Here is a 16,658-nt window from a genome sequence, read left to right as displayed (position 1 = left end):
TATAATTTATATTAATTATCAAATATATTTTGAGGCGGATTAGATATGATTTATGTTCAAACAGATGATAAAACACATTGCTTATTCAAAGGAGCGATTATAGATCTAATACCCGTTGAAAAGTTAGATTTAAAGGAAGTTAGTAGAATAACATCCGAGTGGGAAAAATCAAAAGAAGTAAAAAATCAACAATACGTATAAATACAACATGGAGTGCTTATTTTGAGGTACTCCATTTTTCTATTTTGATAAAAAAGGAGAAAAGAGAAATAGCCATATTACATTTGTAATTCGGCTATTTCTCCTTTTGTGAGTAATACTCTCAGCCAGTATTGCCATGTGCATAACTAATTACAGCACTACTAGCTTGTTGGACATCAAATCCGATTGAAGGATTTCCAATTGTAAAAATACCTATTGCGATAAGGCTTACTAAACTTAATTTTAAGAGCTTCATTTTACCACCTCTTTGCTAATAATTTTTTCTTTTGCCTGATAAGTTAAATGGAAGTATGTGCTAGATTTTTCGAATTGTGTATCGTTATGAAACTGAAGAGCTAAAATTTCGTAATACTCTTGAATATACTCCCATAGTTTTTCTTGCTTAAAGTATTCCATTCCTGCTAATATAGTATTTTCTAAAATTTCAGTTTTATCTCCGTTGCATAATTTATCAAGAATTTCAAAGTGATATTGGTATTCCAGTATCTCTAATTCTTTACAAATATGTAGGCCTCTTTTTATAAGCTCTGATGCAATATCTGTTTCTCCTAATATTAGGCGTTGTTTAGCTTCAACAAAAAGTGCTCTATAGTTACTTGACATCTTCTCATTTACTTCAGATAAATAACGAACCGCCAAGACAGATTGCTTTTGTTCAGCATACATTAAACCCAAATTTTGACGAGCAATTAATATATCCCTTTCGTTACCGAATGAACGAAATAAGTCTATTGCTGTGAGGAAATATTCTTCTGCCATCTCAAATTCGTTTAAGTGAGTACAAGCTAATCCTAAAAGATTATTACAATAGGAAATTTTTAATTCGCAATCAGTGTTATTAATAAATATATCCTTGGATATATTTGCGTATTTTATGGCAAAAAGAGCTTGGTGAATATGGTAATGAAAAATAGCTAAATTATAATAGAATTCAGCTTTTTCAAGATCATCAGGAATGTGTATTAGTAGTAATTCAGCTTTTTCATAATGCTCTTTTGCTAAATTATAGCTTCCAACTGCATTAGAGTGAATGGCTTTAAAAAAGTGGTAATAATATGCTAGATAATCTTCTCTTGGAGTGTCGAAATCTTCGATTTTGTCAAAACTATTTTTAGAAATACCCATGTTATTAATTAGATATTTATGACGGAAATTAAGAAGTGAGTAATAAAATAATAAATCTTGATTGTTTTGTATATTACTAATTTGACTTTCGATTTCTTTTTTTAAACGATTAGCATTGTCACTATTCCTGGAACGAATTTGTAAATACCATTCATTAAGTAATTCAGTAAGTTGTTCATTTCCCTTTAGTTGAACGTTCATATAATCCTCCAATCACCCTAATAAAGGGAATATTCTTATAATACATAATATCAGATAAAAAAATACTCATCTTGATAAGGCGTATTTTTCAATATTATTCAGAAAATTTAGATTTATCGCGAATAATACAAACTCTATATAGTGGTATATCCATCTTGATGGAAAGTTAGTTCATTCCTTTTTAAAATTTTGTCATGTTAGAGCCGATTCGCCCAAGTGTAAGAAAAAATAGGATGAAAAGTAGCACAAATTTAATAATTGCAAATGAAATGGTAACGGTGAATATCAATAACTTTAAAAATGTTCTTAGAATCCATTTTAAAATATTCATAGATATTTGCTCCTTTATAATTCCATATCATGACTTTTTCGTTTTATTTTCTTCTCTCTCTTCTCTTCATTATCCTCTTCAGTTTCTTTATTGGTTGAGCTTTTTACTTTGTCTAAATCTCCAACTGTTTGTACAGTATTTTTTGTGTCGTCTATATCTATGCGGTCAGGTGTTCCATCATTATCTAAATCCCGTTCTCTGGTTATTTCCTCATAACGAATACGAATGATTGGATCTTTAGCCATTATAGTATCTAATGTATCAGCCCCTACTTTGTTATCTATTTCTTTCAAATCTAATGATTCAATACTTGTCAAAAATGATTCTTTATATTGTTCTTCAAATAGATCTTTAAAGGAGGTGTATGTGATTGATTGCGTGGGAAACATTCTTTCTTTATCTTCCAAATTAAATGAGGAGAATTCTATGTTTCCATCATCTCTTTCTTTGAAGTTTTCAAGAAAACTTTTTTCAAATTCACATAATGTTCTATATGAAATTTCCTCTCTTTCTTTATCCATAGTATTCATTCCTCTCCTTAAGTTTATTTTTAAAAAACGATAGATAAAAATATATCTATCGTTTTAAAGATTTATCGACTAATTGATTGTTTCTTGTTCTTATCTTGAGATACTTCTTTTTCTTCTTTCTTGATTTTGGCATCAAGATTTTTAACGCCATCCATTGAAAATTCAACTTTCTTTTGTTTAGGAGTATCTTTTTCTTTTTCCTTTGCGCTCTCTTTTCCGTTTTCTCTTGCCATTTCTTTCTTTGCATCTGTAAGAATACTTTGAAAATTGTTGGCGTGAATTTTCCCATTTTGTTTCTCGGTTGAATTTATATCTGCATATATATTTTGATTAACAACAGCGGTTACTTTTTCTATTTGTTCAGGAGTGAAATCTTTCAACATCTCATCAAATTTATCTGACTCTTTATACGAGCTTTTATCTGCATAATGATTACTTAATCCTTCAGACATAACATTTGTATATTGAATCATTAATTTTTGTTCATCATTGCTCAATGAATTTAACATATTTTTAACTTGTTCTTTATCATCTTTAGCATGTATTTCAACTTCAGTTTTTTCTTTATTCATATCTTTTTCCGTTAACTTCGGCTCTTTTTCTACATCTTGTTTATAACGGTTTTCAAATAGTTTTTCAACACGATTCACTTCTTGCGAATATAAACCTCTTTTGATTTCATCAAGTTCTTCTAACTTTGCATAAAGAAGCTTTTCTTGTTTTGACAAACGATCATAATTAATATTATTTTCTTTTGGTTCTTTCTTTTCTGCTGTCGTAATTTCATCGTAAACTTCTTTTACTTTTTCGGCTTGTTCTGGTGTTAAATTTTGGCGAACTTCTTTCAGCTCTTTTTCTGCTGTCTTCACTTCTTCTTTTTCTAATACCGCACTTTTTCTTTCAACAATATTTTTTAATGCTTTTTCAATTACATTAGCCTGTGCTGCTGAAAAGAAGAAAGAATAATCCTCTTTACCATTTCTCACAACAGAAAAATCCACACCTAATTTTTTTAACTCTTTTTGATAATCATTTAACTGTTGCTTTGTTAAATTTTCATCTAAAGCAACTATGCCGCCAGTTTTTTCATGTTTTTTCATAAGATCACTAATTTTTTGTTTTCCAATTTTAGTCTTATCATCAAATATAAAATCTTTTGGTTCTTGTTCTTTGCTTTCCAGTAATTTTGATAAAGCTTCTAAAAGACGTAATAAAGTTTGTTCTGATATTTTCAAAGACTGTGCTACGATTTCTATTGCGACCTGTGTATGCTCATCTACAGAAACCATTTTCAGACCAACCCCTTTATAAAGTGATTAACTAAATTATACCATTTTTCGGACGGAGATGATATAATTTTCAGAAAGAAATATTGAGGTTTTAGCAAAAGGCAAGCTACGGGTGTGTGACCACACACCCCAAAAACGTTGTTTTTGACTTGGTAGGATATTCCTACGACCTTTACAAATATATATAAGCGATTTTTTGCAAAATCACTTATATATTTGTTGTCGCTTCGCTCGAATTTTTTAAAGATGGAAAGGAGTTTTTTTTTATGCCAAGAATTAAAACAGATTTAAAAATATCGTTATCAAATGAGGATAAAGAATTAATAAAAAATAAAGCAAATGATTTAGGGTATAAAACTGTATCTGCATTTCTTATTGATAGTGCAAAAACGCATTTTAAACTTGAAGTTGATATGAAAGTTTATAGGGATTTAACTAAAGAAATAAACTATATTGGTAAGAATATAAATAGCTTAATTAGAAGGATCAATACAGACGGAATTTACACGGATAGTGATATTGATTTTCTAAGAGTTAATCAGAAAAAAATCATAAAAATAATTCATAAAGAATATGACCGATTACTTGATTTAAAAACCAAGTTTAATAGCGATAGCTTGACTAAAAAACAGAAGAAAAAATTAATAGAATCATTATCCGAAAATCAAATTCAAATACCCAAAAAATTAGTATTAGAAGAAGTATATGAAAAAATAAAAGAAGATTTTCTTTATATTATAGAATCTATAGAAAACTCGCCTGAACAAGATAAGGAAGTAACAGAATATGTATGGCAATATTTATATGGAGATACGTTATATAAGTTAGATGATAATCAATTAATAAAATTAGCCGATAGCATATTTATTTTCGCACAGAAATTAAAATTCAAGTTATCCAAACTTGATAATGTTTTTGAAGATGATGATTGGTTTGAATTGAAAGATATATTAGATGAATATGAAATTTATTAGGTAGGGATTGATTACAATGTCTATTGTTAAAATACAAAAAATCAAGAATTTAAACGGTTTCATAAATTACGGTATGCAAGAGCACAAAACAAACGAAGAATTAGTCACATCCTATGAGTGTTCTATTGAAACAATAGAAAGGGATTTTAGAAGTATTTTAGTTGATTATAATGAAAAGAATAATTGTAATAAAAACGTGAGCGCAAGAATGATTATTCAATCGTTTGATAGTGACGATAATCTAACACCAGAACAAGTTCATCAATATGGAGTAGAATTTGCTGATAATTATTTGAAAGGAAATCATCAATATACAGTTATTACACATATAGAAACTGATAATTTACACAATCATATCGTTTTTAATGATATTGATTTTAATAAATTAAAAATGTTCGATTCAAAGCGTGCAAACACTTTGGATAGATTACGAGAAGAAAATGATAAAATATCCGAAAAGTATGGTTTGTCAATAATCGAAGAAGGCAGAAAGGGGAGAAAAAAATATTTAGCTTTTAACGAGTATGTAGCCAGATCAAAGCAGAAATCCTTCAAAGGAAATTTAGAAGAAATAATTGATAAAAACATATCAAAATCAAATTCATTCAATGAATTTTTAAGCTTCATGCAAAAAGAAGGATATGAGCATAAACAGGGGAAATATTTATCATTTATGAATCCGAAGTCAGGGAAGTTTATGCGAACTAAAACAATGGGATTTAATTACCTTGAATCCTCTATCAAATACAGAATAGAAAACAAAGGTTATTCACCAATCAAAATAAGTATAATCAACAGGAAATGGATTGATAAGTCACAAGAGAAATTTAAAAATAATAAGGGGCTTCAAAGATGGGCTACTAAGCAAAATATTAATTACTTAAACGAATTAAGCTCTAAGCTATATAAACTCAATGTTTCGATTACGGAACTTGAGGAAATTGAAGCAAATAAGGAAGCGTTAATTGACAGCTTTGAAAAGCAACTTTTAGGTATTGATAATGAGATTTTTAGATTAAATAAAATGAAGGGCTGTTTCCGCACTTATAAAAAGAGTCATCCTTTAATTGTTGCTTATAAAAAAGCTGAAAATAAAATGGCATTTAAACAAGAACGGTATCATGAATTTAAAGAGTATGATGTTGCAAAACGTGATATGAACTATCTCAAAAAGAATTATGGTATTACTGATGAATCTGAATTACATTATAAGTTGTCATTGATGACAAAAGAGCGGAATTTACTGTATGGAAGTTTAGGAAAAGAAAAAGAAGTGGAAGTAAATAGACAAGAGCATCAAAGACAGCAGCAACAACGTAAAAAAGAAAATGAAAGATAAAAAGTTGTAGCGCCTCACAAAAATAATATTGTATAGTTTTTGATGATTGAAATAAATTAAAGCGCTGGGAGGTGGAACGTTTTTGTCATATATATGGAATGAGATCTTAACGGCTCGTGAGGCGAGTATAAAGCTAGGTAAAAATCCTAAATATATATATTTTTTATGGATAAGGCATTCAAATGTTTTATTGAAGGATAGCGTGAAAATGATTGGTAGAGAACTACTGATTACAAGAGAAGGATATGAATACTTAAAGATATTAGCAAAAAAAGGTGAGTGACCTTGCTGTTTAAATTAACGTACAAGAGTAGTCCATAAAAGGGAACTCTTGTATTTTTTTTAGTACAAATTCGAAAAAATGAATCATCATCATATTTATTAAATGTACCTAGAAATTTATATGGATGGTGAGGATTTATGAGTCAATATCAAATGTTGTACAGCACACCGTATCTCTATTCTTCTCGTACATTGCAACAAATGTACAAAAGTACAAGAAAAGAAGAGGATATAACAGCGATACAGGGGCACATGCTACGTCATGACGTGTATCTGGACCGACAGTACCGAGGTTATTATTATTTAAGTCAAAAAATAGAAGAAGATTTATATGATGATGAACATCCTGTATCTTGGAATGAGTTATTAGAAGATTATCAGTTATTTAGGGATTCACAAGGTAATTTATCTATTCAGCCGAAAGGATGGAGATAATATGACCATTGTTGGAGAATTAGGCATTGTATATGGCGTGACAGGAGCAACGGTTATAGGCATTAAATTATTAAAAAGAATAGGGCTTCACCTTCCTGATTGGATGCTACGTGCGGGTCTCAAATGCTTATTAATTGGAACGGTGTGGTATGTGCTACGTGATATGCTCGATGTATTTCTACGCTAGTATTCGATCGGGTAGTTGATGGGAACTGTCGTAGTGTATTTGAACAACTTTTTTATGATATTCCTGATAGCCCCAACTACCTCTAAGGAGGTAAGGAGTTTATGTTTTCACTTTTGGTGATTCCAGTTACTTTTTTAACAGTGGCGTATTTTTATAAAGGAAAAGAAATGAGTGATAAGAAGAAAATTAAAGCATTTTTTGAAATTACGAAAGTGTGTGTGCAGCATAAAGGAGAAACCCGGTACCCAGTGTTCCTCAAACAGACGGAAGATGGTATGAGTACCACATATGTCTATCGGCTTCCTTTGGGAGTTCCCAGTCAGTTAATACAGAAGTTAGCGCAAGTATTAGAGGAAGGACTCTATAAGCCCGTGATAATCTCGTTTCAGCAACGTGAATTGTTCATACGGGTTTTTGAACAACGGATTCCTGAGGAATGGCATTGGTCCAAAGAATTGTTACAAGAGAAAACGTGGAGAATTGTCATGGGGAGAGCGTTAGACAGAATGATGTATCATGACTTTGAAAAAACACCACATATGTGTGTTAGTGGTATGACTCGCTTTGGTAAGACTGTCTTTCTCAAAAATATCATGACCAGCTTAATCTTACAGCAGCCAGATCATGTGAAATTGTATGTGATTGACTTAAAAGAAGGTTTAGAGTTTAGTCCCTACAGGGATTTATTACAAGTAGAAGAAGTGGCGGAGAATCCCATGCAAGCATTTGATATGTTGAATCGTATCCGTGAAAAGATGGTAGAACAGGTAGTACGCATGAAAGACTCTTATTTTACCAATATTGTAGATACGCCAATCAAAGAACGCTATTTCATTATAGTTGATGAATCAGCGAACTTGTGTCCAACACAGGGATTGCCAAAACAAAAGAGAGATATGCTCTATATGTGTCAAGAAATGTTATCGGAAATAGCGAGGATTGGCGGAGCATTGGGGTTTCGACTGATTTTTTGCACCCAATACCCGACTTCTGATACCTTACCAAGACAGATTAAACAAAATAGTGATGCAAAGATTGGATTTCGTTTGCCGACAGTGGTTGCTTCGCAAGTCGCAATAGATGAAGGAGGACTAGAAACTCTTCCCTCGATTGCTGGAAGAGCCTTATTCAAAACAGATCGTATAGAAGAAATCCAAGTGCCTTATCTGTCCAATAAGGAAATGTGGAATGCATTAAAACAGTATAAGGTGGTGAAGCATTATGAAACACCAAAAATTGAAGCAAAAAGCGAGACAAATCGAGATTTTATCGAGTTTAAGTAAGCTCGAATTTGCTTCTAGGAGACAATTGCAAGCGATTCATTGTCTTGGAAGTATTCGGAATGCCAATCGTATTTTGAAGGATTTACGGCCGTATTGCCATGTGACTTCGCACAACCGAGAGTATGTCTATTATCTCAATAAAAAAGGGATGGCACTGCTCGGTATACAGGCAAAAGAACGAAAAAAGAAGCATCAATTAGAACATATTTTATTACGAAATGAAGCATGGATGTGGCTAGATTTTCCTGAATGGAAGCCAGAGCAAGTCATTACCTTACGTTATCAAGGAGAAGAAAAAACAATTGTGCCAGATGCCTTCTTCATCAAAGACAATGTTCCCTATTTTGTAGAAATCGATCGGCTACAGCACATGAAAGTGAATGAAAAGAAAATACAGTATTATGCGTATGTAACTAACATTTATCAGAAGCAACAACATCTAAAGCCCATCATCATCTTTTGTACGATCTCTGACTGTAGGGAGAAGCAATTAATGAATTATGCGATGAAACATAATGTGTATGTGCAAACGTATTTAATGAAAGATGTATGGTAAGCATTTACTTTACTCTAAAAAAAATCTTCATATCTAACGTCTTTTTTTAATTTCTTTAAACCTTTGTTAATTTTAAAAATTGTAGAATATTTAGGTTGATAGGATTCTTCATTGCATATTCTAGAAATCGTTCCCCTACTTAATTTTGAGGTATTTTCTAAGTCTAATTGACTGATATCAGACTGTTTGTCTATCCAGCGTCCAAATTTGCTTCGCTTTTTACCTAAGTTAAACCAGTTCATAATTAACACCCTTATGTTTTAATAGTTGCTACAAGGTTGTCCAAGATGTCCAATTTTTATACAGAAGAAACATTTGGACATAAAAGTGAATACTGATGAATAGATTAATAATAGTAAAATGAATAATTAAAAATGTAATTTTTTCTCGGAATATAGCATACATATTAATAGCTACAAGTTGCGACTACACTGAAGTATAAATTGCAACTTGTTGTAACAGGTATGCTAGTGAAATAAAAAGGCTGAATCCCTTGTGAGAGAAGGGATTCAGCCTTTTATTGTTTTATAATCTAATAAATATTTTTTGGCTGTTTCATATGCACGATGTCATTAGCTGTCGAGTTTTATCAGCATAGTCTTAGTTCACTAATATACTAGATACAATACTTAGGACAGTTATTGAGCACAGATTAAAAGCTCCATGAGCTAACCAAGCTGACAGGAATCCCAATCTGAGAAAAAGTAAAGCATCCACTACGCCTGGAATGAAATATAAATAGAAGGTTGATATGTCAGGCCCATGTAATAATGCAAATCCTATGTTTGTTAGTATTACCCAACTCCATATATATTGAGGTTTTTTTTGTATAAATAATTCACGGTACACTTTTTCTAACCATAAAAATTTTGTTTTAAAATCAGCAAGTGCAAAAAATATTCCAGCATAAAGTAAATATCTAAAGAAAATTTCTTCATTAAATGGTCCTATTATAGAAACTAAGAAAAGAAATCCTGTTGTAGTTAAATCTGATGTATATGTTACTTGACCAGATCCTATGCCAATCATATTATGACCAAAAAAAGTGGGAATAAAGCGGATGAAAGTCAATATAATTTGCATGAGTATTGCAATTAGAATAGGGAGTCCAATCGTTAAATATGGTTTGTTTTTATGAAGGACGAAGCGGTTTTGGAAATCATTTCTGATTGTAGGGAATACGAGAATGCCTGTTAATAAAACTGAAAAGAAATAGAGTGACCCAATGGCATCTGTATTATCAGAAAGCCCCAACCCTGATAGCTTATCAGCTAATACCAGAAGTATAAAAAATAAAAAGAAAGCTATAAAAAATATAATCGGTCGAACAATGTCACGTAGAAAAGTCAAATGAATTCCTCCTTTTAAATAGTTATTAATGTAATTTTATCATTATTTAGAAAATTATTTCATTTTTGTTTTATATAGCAAAATAAAATTTCACATACCACGATTAAAAATATATAATGCAAAAGGAAAATACATAAAATAGGGAATTCCGCCTGTGACAATGTCGGTATTTGTTATATAATAGGGAAGAACAATCAATATGGCTCTGTATATGCGGAGTGAAAAATGAAGTACCCCAAAACAAAGGGCAAGTATCATGTAGTTCAGCTGACATAATACTTGCCCTTTCCTATTCGTTAAATAATATAGCAAATCCATTGCGATGCTATTGCCTTGGCTAAAGGAATATATCTTCTGAAACCCCAACATGTAGTTTTAGTAAAGGGAATCCCCTTAACAGGAAAACGTTGCTATGAAAGCGATACATAGATATTTTGTAAATCAAAACACTAAGGTACATAATTTCTCCGATTTCTGTAGATAAAGAAGCATGTATGCCCTCAATGTTAATTTGTTTTATACAAAATATGATAGAATATATATGTCAAATTATTTTTATATACGATTTATGAACTGTGAAATGGGAGGTCTTTTATGAAAATATGGTTAGATGGAAAACGAATCTTTGAAGAAGAGACGGACTATGGAAGTAAGTATTATGTATTCCCACGAGATAAGATGCAAAAAAATGTATCATTACATGGCTATATAGTGAAAAAAGGGGAATTTAACCAGCCTTGCAAATGGATTTATGCCGATGACCTACCGAAAACAGAACGTATTATAACTGTGAAGGATTTCGACTACTCCCAATATGATTGCTTTATATTTGATGACTATACACTAGGAAAAGATATTCAAAAAGTTTTGTTTTCATATAATATTGACATTCATCAGGATATAAAAGAGTTTTTGAAATTAGAAGTATTACCTGAAGAAGTGGTAAAGGAATTAAAAATACTTTTTGAGGAAAAAGAATACTACAATAAATATCCTGAAGATTTTTTGTTTTGTGAATCATATAATTATAAATACAATGAAATGGAAAAAAGGTTTATTGTTGATCCCGATGATAATATAGGTGTTTCCATTACATATGACCAGACAGACTGGTTTGGTAGACAATACCTTGTAGAAGTGTATGCAAAAGAAGTCCACTCTCAGACACATTATGTATTGAAAAATGATTGGGACTATTGGTACAAATACTATCCAGGTGATTCAAACGAAAATTATTGGATTATTGAAGAAATAGATGAAGAACAGATAGAGAATTTTTCTTTTGAAGAATATCAACCTGTAGAAATTGAGAAAAGAGACCTTCCAGAAAAAGCACCTGAAATAGATCTATCGAAGTATTTTGCACCAGATACAGTATATGATTTTTATTACTCTGAAAAAATGTTTATCATGTGGTATAACTTAGAACAAAAAGTCGCGACAGTGAATATAAATGGAAGCCGAGAATTCTACACAGAAATGGTGAGGGAAGGCGAAGAATTAACAAGTAACTGGGACGATATGAAACATATTGGTCGCACTACTTATGGTGAAGCGGACATACAACATCCTAATTTAACACATAAGGACATATTGGAGCATATGTTTGGAAAGCGAGCCCTCTTACAATCATAAGCCCATACTATAATATTTAAGGAGCGAATAGACATGTCAGTAACTGAAGAGCATATGAAAAGTAGACGGCACTATATATTTGAAAGATTAAAACAACCAGGTTACGTAAATAAAAGTATCCAAACCATTGAGCAAGTAAAACAAGAAGTACAAGAACATATAGAAGAAATGATAGATTTGTTGTTTCTGGATGCAGAGGACCCATGTTTACCGTTACTTTGTGCTTCTCAAGTAAAAGGATTCGAGCAACATCCAACGTATCGAAAATTACATTCCATGACAAGACCACAATTGTGGGATATGGAAAAAGAAGAACGCGATCAAATCTTAGATGACACCTTGGCTTTGGTGAATGAAGTATTTCATTTACAACGTACGATTTTTATTATGTTGTATCAAGAAAAAACAGAGCTGTTAACTAAGTTTTATGAGCAACGTCCACAAAAAAAATCAAAGTTACATTTTGATGTGAATGATGGGAATGGTTTTAACAAAAAAGAATATATAAATAGGATTCGTTCTTTACGACATGATATTCGTGTAGTGGCGTTTAGAAAATTTAATAGGCAAGATGAGATACATAGTGATATGGATACGATAAAAAAACATTATGAAACGGAAATAGAACCAAAAATAAAAGAGATTGTGTCTATTATTGATCCGAGCTTGATTGAGCTGGATTTCTTTTTTAAACCAATCATAGCATACGGTATGAATCAAATTTCTTTAGAAGAAATGATTCGTAAATTAGAAGGGGCATTTATTCAGATTCATAACATCTCTAAGGTGGAATATTGTCCTACATTGGAAATGACGGTACAACAATGTAAGATGCTCTTATTATTTAAAGAAGCGGATACGAAATTAGATAATAAAAAACATAATTTAAAGGTACTTCAATAAAACTAGTTGTTGAAAATGTTTCGATGGGTTATATGTAAACAAAAAGAAAAGCGAGATAAAATATCTCGCTTTTCTTTTTATAAAAGGTTTTTAATGACAGATTACATTTAGTATATACTAAATGTATAGAACATGTAGTGGTTTTCATTTTTTCTCAATAAGATTAATTTTTACTAAAATAGTGCAAGTTGATAATCAGATAATCGAAATAATATGCGGTCTATGACCCGAAATTACATGTATCTGGGCCCCAAGGTACGTGTATATTCATTATGCTTTAAATTGTCTATAATTTATTAGGTATTTGATGATTTAAAAAAGAAATAATATTTTTTTCGTAATATGGGATTCTTATTAATTTCAAATTGTTATTTTGACAATAATCATTTTTTATCTTATCCCTTTTTTTCGTCTCTTCATATTTCTTTTTCCCACCAAAGTACGGAACTGATTTAAAATGCTGTTCACCATCAAATTCAATTAAAGCTAATAAAGAGTTATTTTTATCAAAAATAGCAAAATCAAATTTTAATAAATCAATATTTTTACAATCTGGGAATGTAAATTCTCTTTTAAAACAAATATTTTGTGCTTCAAGATATTCTTTAATGATACGCTCCCCCTTACTTTCATTACAATAGGGACATCTAGTTCCTGTAACAAAGTGTGAAGGAGTTACTTGATATGTATGACCACAAATCGTGTGTTGCATGAGTATCTTCTTCCTTGCTTTTTCATAAGAGCCAATGACTTTATATTCGTTCCCTACAAGTTGGAATACTCTTTCTACAAATTCATCATGTGTTTTTGTTTTAGCCATACTAATTCTTTTACCTTTGCATTTTGGACAGCCTTTCCCTTTTAAAAAATTAGATGGCATGACAGTAAATTCATTTCCGCAATCGTTATGTCTCATCTGTACATGGATATGTGTTGCTATGTATTCTGATAGCACAGTATATTCCTCACTAACTAAATGCTTACACTCTTTAAGGAATTCAATATGGGATTTTCTTTTTAAATCTCCAATCACCTTACGGTTACATTTAGGACAGCGAGAACCAAATAGAAAACTTGCTGGATCTACTAAGTATTCAAGGCCACAAATATTATGTCGCATTAAAATCTTTATATGTGCTTTTTCGTAATTTCCTAAGACAGTATATTCCTCACCCACAGAAGAGTAGACATCTCTAATGAATTGTTCATGTGTTTTTGCATTCATATTCTTAAATGAACACACTTTACATCTCGAACCGGAGGAAGTGAAATGGCTGGCTCTAACCCAAAATGCGCGTCCACAAGTATTATGCTTCATCAAAACCTTTTCCTTTGATGAAATATACTTTGTTAAAATTGTGTACTCTTCCCCTACTAAATTGTAAATTTTGGTCAGGAACTGTTCGTGAGTAATTGAATTCCTGTTCTTTTTACTTGTATTTTCAGACATTAATAGAAACCCTCCTAATAAAAATCATTCGTAACAGTAATAAGTTCAAACTTTCTTTTCACTATAAATCTAGGGGGTTTTTGGGAAATATAGGATATAACATGAAAAAAATATATTGGTCATGTCCCTATTTATTTAAAATAAAGTCATTTGACAAGGTTTAATTAAATCTATATTTAAGCATGTAACTTCAATTTGATATTTTGTCCCCATTCTTCTTCTAATTTCAAATTCAATAGTTTGAACCGCCTCTTCTTCCGATGTAGCATATAGTTGAATTTCTTCAGGTCTGTATTTTTCACCAAGTGGAGAAATAATTGTGTAGATAATGTGATATACATTTTTGTTTATTACTGTTTGCATCTGATATCCTCCTGTAAACTTAAATTTCAATCGTTTCTTTACATTTCTTTGCGATATGCTTTATAAATTCAATTATTGGATATGCAACCAAAGAAGAAGGTTGTGCAAATTGCACACCTTCTTTTTGGAGTATTTTGATGAGTTCTTCTATAGTAATTTCTTTTCGTTTAACTTTATTGTAATGTTGAAATACAATTTGTTTCCATTTATAAGATGACCCATGAATATAGCCTTCGCCTTTAATGGGACGATTAAAAATTATTTCTAGCAATTCCCGTTTTTGTTTTTCTTCGATTGTACTTTTCATAATAGAAACACCCCTTTTGATTATTTTGCAATACAAAGCTTTCTTCCATATTTGCTATAACCTGTTTCTAACGTTAAAATCCAATCATGTAAATCTTCCCAGGTGAATCCTAAATCTGTTAAGATTGGCGGGAATTGTTCGAAATCCTCCCTCCAATCATATAAATTGTTTAGAGCATCCTCTAATCGGCCAAATGAAAACAAGGGGATATTTTTCTTCTTTTGATTTTTATAAGTAGCACGTACTAAGTAAACATAAGTCCTACCATGTTTTTTACTAAAAACGAAAAAGCCTTTTGTTCCCTCTTTTCCTTTCATTTATCTCATCCTTTACGTTTTTCCCACCATACTATTAAAAAAAGAATATATGGTGGGAAAGATTTATTTGAATGTGATCTTACTTAACTAGTTATTAGCACATTATCTTTTACGAAATTTTTAGCTTGTATATAGGCCTCACCATACCATTTCGGGAAAATTGTACGTTAAGAGACAACTGCCCAGAAAACCTTATATTTCTTTTCCCTCTATTTTTTTAGCCCTTGAACAATGCCTTTCAGATAATCCTCTTTTAGATTCCGATCTATTTGAACATACCCATTTAAATTTTCAAAAATCAACATTACTTTTTTCATTATTGCAACCATACGCACAATAATCTATTATATGTACACCAAAAGTATCTTTTCCCTGCTCTACATAACGATTATCTTCACCACATAGATCACAATCACCAATAGTAAAATATTCATCTTTATCATGTGAAGATTCCACTTAATCACTCCTTTGCTCATGCGATATGATCTTTCAAATCAGACTCTCCATTTCCCAGTTTCTCTTTTTAATAAAATTCAAATTTGATATCAATTAAAGATTTTAATCAGTCTTCCATTAATCCATCCATTTTTGGCATTCCCTCCTTCATTTTAGGTAGTGGTTTTGTAGTTAAAGTTATTTCGTAATCCTGTGCTAGTTTGTAAAATGTTGTTCTTTTGAATCCATATTTTTTCATGGCAGCCGTAGCGGTTAATGCACCTGATTTCCATTCTTTGTAAGCATTTATAAATTCTTCAGATATTTCCTGTTTAGGTCTTCCTAGATGTTTTCCTTTTTTCTTTGCTAATTGAATTCCTTCACGTTGACGGGTTTTGATTTTTGTTCGTTCTTCTTCAGCAAGCCATGAAAGAATTTGTAATACCAAGTCTGTGATAAGATTTCCTAAGCTATCTTTGTATTTTGTTGTATCTAATAAAGGCATATCCAAAACCACGATATGTGCTTGTATATTTTTTGTAATGTCTTCCCATTCATTTAATATTTCTACTTTATTTCGTCCAAGTCTATCTAGTTCTTTTACATATATAACATCTCCTTTACGTAACATCCGTTTTAAGAGCTGATATTGTTCTCGATTAAAGTCCCATCCAGATTTTCTGTCAATGAAAATATCTCTTTCATTGATTTGAAGCTCCTTCATCACTTCAAGTTGTCTACCTTCATTTTGATCCTTGCTACTCACACGGATATATCCGAATTTTCTGTTATCCATATTTTGATTTCTCCTTCTAGCTATGTTGCTTGCTTTTATTGTAACACTTTCGTTCGAAAAGGTATATATAACAAATGAATATTCATAAAAGTAAATTCCGACATTTACGAACATATATAATGATATAGCTATAAGTTATTCGAAAAGGTGTACCTTTACGAATAAAAAAGAACAGACTATTGAAATAATCTGTCATAGATAAAAGATGAAATGAAAGTCATTCAAATTCATAGTATAATGAATTTCTAGATAATAAAGAGGATCAACATAAAAAAAGAACGGTTCTATTGGCATAGTCCGTCCTTTGAGAAGGAAATAATGAAAGTTATTCTTCTTTATTATACCTAA

At 31.1% G+C, this 16,658-nt stretch carries 22 protein-coding genes; 10 read left to right on the top strand and 12 right to left on the bottom strand.

The window, feature by feature from the left end:
* Window positions 1–45: 45 nt before the first annotated feature.
* Window positions 46–201: a hypothetical protein gene (locus MHH27_RS31180; protein WP_340945833.1), complete on the top strand. Its 156-nt coding sequence runs from the start codon at window positions 46–48 to the stop codon at window positions 199–201.
* 121 nt (window positions 202–322) lie between these two features.
* Here MHH27_RS31180 and MHH27_RS31175 read toward each other — a convergent pair whose 3' ends face one another.
* The 4 genes from MHH27_RS31175 to MHH27_RS31160 all read right to left on the bottom strand — a co-directional run bounded on the left by MHH27_RS31175 (window position 323) and on the right by MHH27_RS31160 (window position 3,698).
* A complete protein-coding gene (locus MHH27_RS31175) occupies window positions 323–457 on the bottom strand; it encodes a hypothetical protein (protein ID WP_254914922.1) in 135 nt (44 codons plus the stop codon).
* Window positions 454–1,548, bottom strand: a complete 1,095-nt coding sequence (locus tag MHH27_RS31170; RefSeq protein ID WP_340945830.1) for a Rap family tetratricopeptide repeat protein — start codon at window positions 1,546–1,548, stop codon at window positions 454–456. Before MHH27_RS31170 ends, MHH27_RS31175 begins: the two co-directional genes overlap by 4 nt.
* A gap of 345 nt (window positions 1,549–1,893) precedes the next feature.
* Entirely contained in the window at window positions 1,894–2,400 is a 507-nt protein-coding gene (locus tag MHH27_RS31165) for a hypothetical protein (RefSeq protein WP_340945827.1), read from the bottom strand.
* Between the two features lie 71 nt (window positions 2,401–2,471).
* Entirely contained in the window at window positions 2,472–3,698 is a 1,227-nt protein-coding gene (locus MHH27_RS31160) for a DUF3801 domain-containing protein (protein ID WP_340945825.1), read from the bottom strand.
* A 266-nt stretch (window positions 3,699–3,964) separates the two neighbouring features.
* Between MHH27_RS31160 and MHH27_RS31155 the strand changes: the two genes are divergently transcribed.
* The 7 genes from MHH27_RS31155 to MHH27_RS31125 all read left to right on the top strand — a co-directional run bounded on the left by MHH27_RS31155 (window position 3,965) and on the right by MHH27_RS31125 (window position 8,754).
* Window positions 3,965–4,672, top strand: a complete 708-nt coding sequence (locus MHH27_RS31155; protein ID WP_340945821.1) for a hypothetical protein — start codon at window positions 3,965–3,967, stop codon at window positions 4,670–4,672.
* Window positions 4,673–4,688: 16 nt separating this feature from the next.
* Complete coding sequence (locus MHH27_RS31150; RefSeq protein WP_340945818.1) at window positions 4,689–6,011, top strand: relaxase/mobilization nuclease domain-containing protein; 1,323 nt, start codon at window positions 4,689–4,691, stop codon at window positions 6,009–6,011.
* Window positions 6,012–6,093: 82 nt separating this feature from the next.
* Window positions 6,094–6,294, top strand: a complete 201-nt coding sequence (locus MHH27_RS31145; RefSeq protein WP_086390786.1) for a hypothetical protein — start codon at window positions 6,094–6,096, stop codon at window positions 6,292–6,294.
* Window positions 6,295–6,431: 137 nt separating this feature from the next.
* Entirely contained in the window at window positions 6,432–6,728 is a 297-nt protein-coding gene (locus MHH27_RS31140; protein WP_340945815.1) for a hypothetical protein, read from the top strand.
* A 1-nt stretch (window position 6,729) separates the two neighbouring features.
* Window positions 6,730–6,915, top strand: a complete 186-nt coding sequence (locus MHH27_RS31135; RefSeq protein WP_340945813.1) for a hypothetical protein — start codon at window positions 6,730–6,732, stop codon at window positions 6,913–6,915.
* 101 nt (window positions 6,916–7,016) lie between these two features.
* Window positions 7,017–8,198: an FtsK/SpoIIIE domain-containing protein gene (locus MHH27_RS31130; protein WP_340945811.1), complete on the top strand. Its 1,182-nt coding sequence runs from the start codon at window positions 7,017–7,019 to the stop codon at window positions 8,196–8,198.
* The gene (locus MHH27_RS31125) at window positions 8,137–8,754 is read left to right on the top strand and encodes a replication-relaxation family protein (protein ID WP_016110580.1); all 618 of its coding nucleotides are present in this window, start codon (window positions 8,137–8,139) and stop codon (window positions 8,752–8,754) included. Before MHH27_RS31130 ends, MHH27_RS31125 begins: the two co-directional genes overlap by 62 nt.
* Window positions 8,755–8,768: 14 nt before the next feature.
* Here the strand turns inward: MHH27_RS31125 and MHH27_RS31120 are convergent, their stop codons facing one another.
* Together MHH27_RS31120 and MHH27_RS31115 are read right to left on the bottom strand one after the other, a co-directional pair.
* Window positions 8,769–8,996 carry a hypothetical protein gene (locus tag MHH27_RS31120; RefSeq protein WP_016110581.1) on the bottom strand — a complete coding sequence of 76 codons (228 nt, stop codon included), beginning with the start codon at window positions 8,994–8,996 and terminating at the stop codon, window positions 8,769–8,771.
* A 358-nt stretch (window positions 8,997–9,354) separates the two neighbouring features.
* Window positions 9,355–10,104: a CPBP family intramembrane glutamic endopeptidase gene (locus MHH27_RS31115; RefSeq protein ID WP_340945810.1), complete on the bottom strand. Its 750-nt coding sequence runs from the start codon at window positions 10,102–10,104 to the stop codon at window positions 9,355–9,357.
* A gap of 594 nt (window positions 10,105–10,698) precedes the next feature.
* Here MHH27_RS31115 and MHH27_RS31110 point away from each other — a divergent pair.
* Window positions 10,699–11,739 (top strand): hypothetical protein, encoded by a 1,041-nt coding sequence (locus MHH27_RS31110; protein WP_340945809.1) that lies wholly within the window; start codon window positions 10,699–10,701, stop codon window positions 11,737–11,739.
* Between the two features lie 33 nt (window positions 11,740–11,772).
* The gene (locus MHH27_RS31105; RefSeq protein ID WP_340945805.1) at window positions 11,773–12,642 is read left to right on the top strand and encodes a hypothetical protein; all 870 of its coding nucleotides are present in this window, start codon (window positions 11,773–11,775) and stop codon (window positions 12,640–12,642) included.
* Between the two features lie 286 nt (window positions 12,643–12,928).
* Here the strand turns inward: MHH27_RS31105 and MHH27_RS31100 are convergent, their stop codons facing one another.
* The 6 genes from MHH27_RS31100 to MHH27_RS31075 form a co-directional block, all read right to left on the bottom strand.
* Window positions 12,929–14,092, bottom strand: a complete 1,164-nt coding sequence (locus MHH27_RS31100; RefSeq protein ID WP_340945802.1) for a hypothetical protein — start codon at window positions 14,090–14,092, stop codon at window positions 12,929–12,931.
* 135 nt (window positions 14,093–14,227) lie between these two features.
* Window positions 14,228–14,455, bottom strand: coding sequence for a hypothetical protein (locus tag MHH27_RS31095; protein ID WP_340945801.1), 228 nt, complete (start codon window positions 14,453–14,455; stop codon window positions 14,228–14,230).
* A 19-nt stretch (window positions 14,456–14,474) separates the two neighbouring features.
* The gene (locus MHH27_RS31090) at window positions 14,475–14,762 is read right to left on the bottom strand and encodes a hypothetical protein (RefSeq protein WP_340945798.1); all 288 of its coding nucleotides are present in this window, start codon (window positions 14,760–14,762) and stop codon (window positions 14,475–14,477) included.
* A 20-nt stretch (window positions 14,763–14,782) separates the two neighbouring features.
* Complete coding sequence (locus tag MHH27_RS31085; protein WP_098398570.1) at window positions 14,783–15,079, bottom strand: hypothetical protein; 297 nt, start codon at window positions 15,077–15,079, stop codon at window positions 14,783–14,785.
* Between the two features lie 291 nt (window positions 15,080–15,370).
* A complete protein-coding gene (locus MHH27_RS31080) occupies window positions 15,371–15,535 on the bottom strand; it encodes a hypothetical protein (protein WP_340945794.1) in 165 nt (54 codons plus the stop codon).
* A 106-nt stretch (window positions 15,536–15,641) separates the two neighbouring features.
* Window positions 15,642–16,310 (bottom strand): recombinase family protein, encoded by a 669-nt coding sequence (locus MHH27_RS31075; protein WP_340945791.1) that lies wholly within the window; start codon window positions 16,308–16,310, stop codon window positions 15,642–15,644.
* Window positions 16,311–16,658: the final 348 nt, after the last annotated feature.

Origin of the sequence: Bacillus sp. FSL L8-0152, from assembly GCF_038006365.1 — a bacterium.
GTDB classification, from domain to species: domain Bacteria; phylum Bacillota; class Bacilli; order Bacillales; family Bacillaceae_G; genus Bacillus_A; species Bacillus_A cereus.
This window is presented reverse-complemented; position numbering and strand designations above follow the sequence as displayed.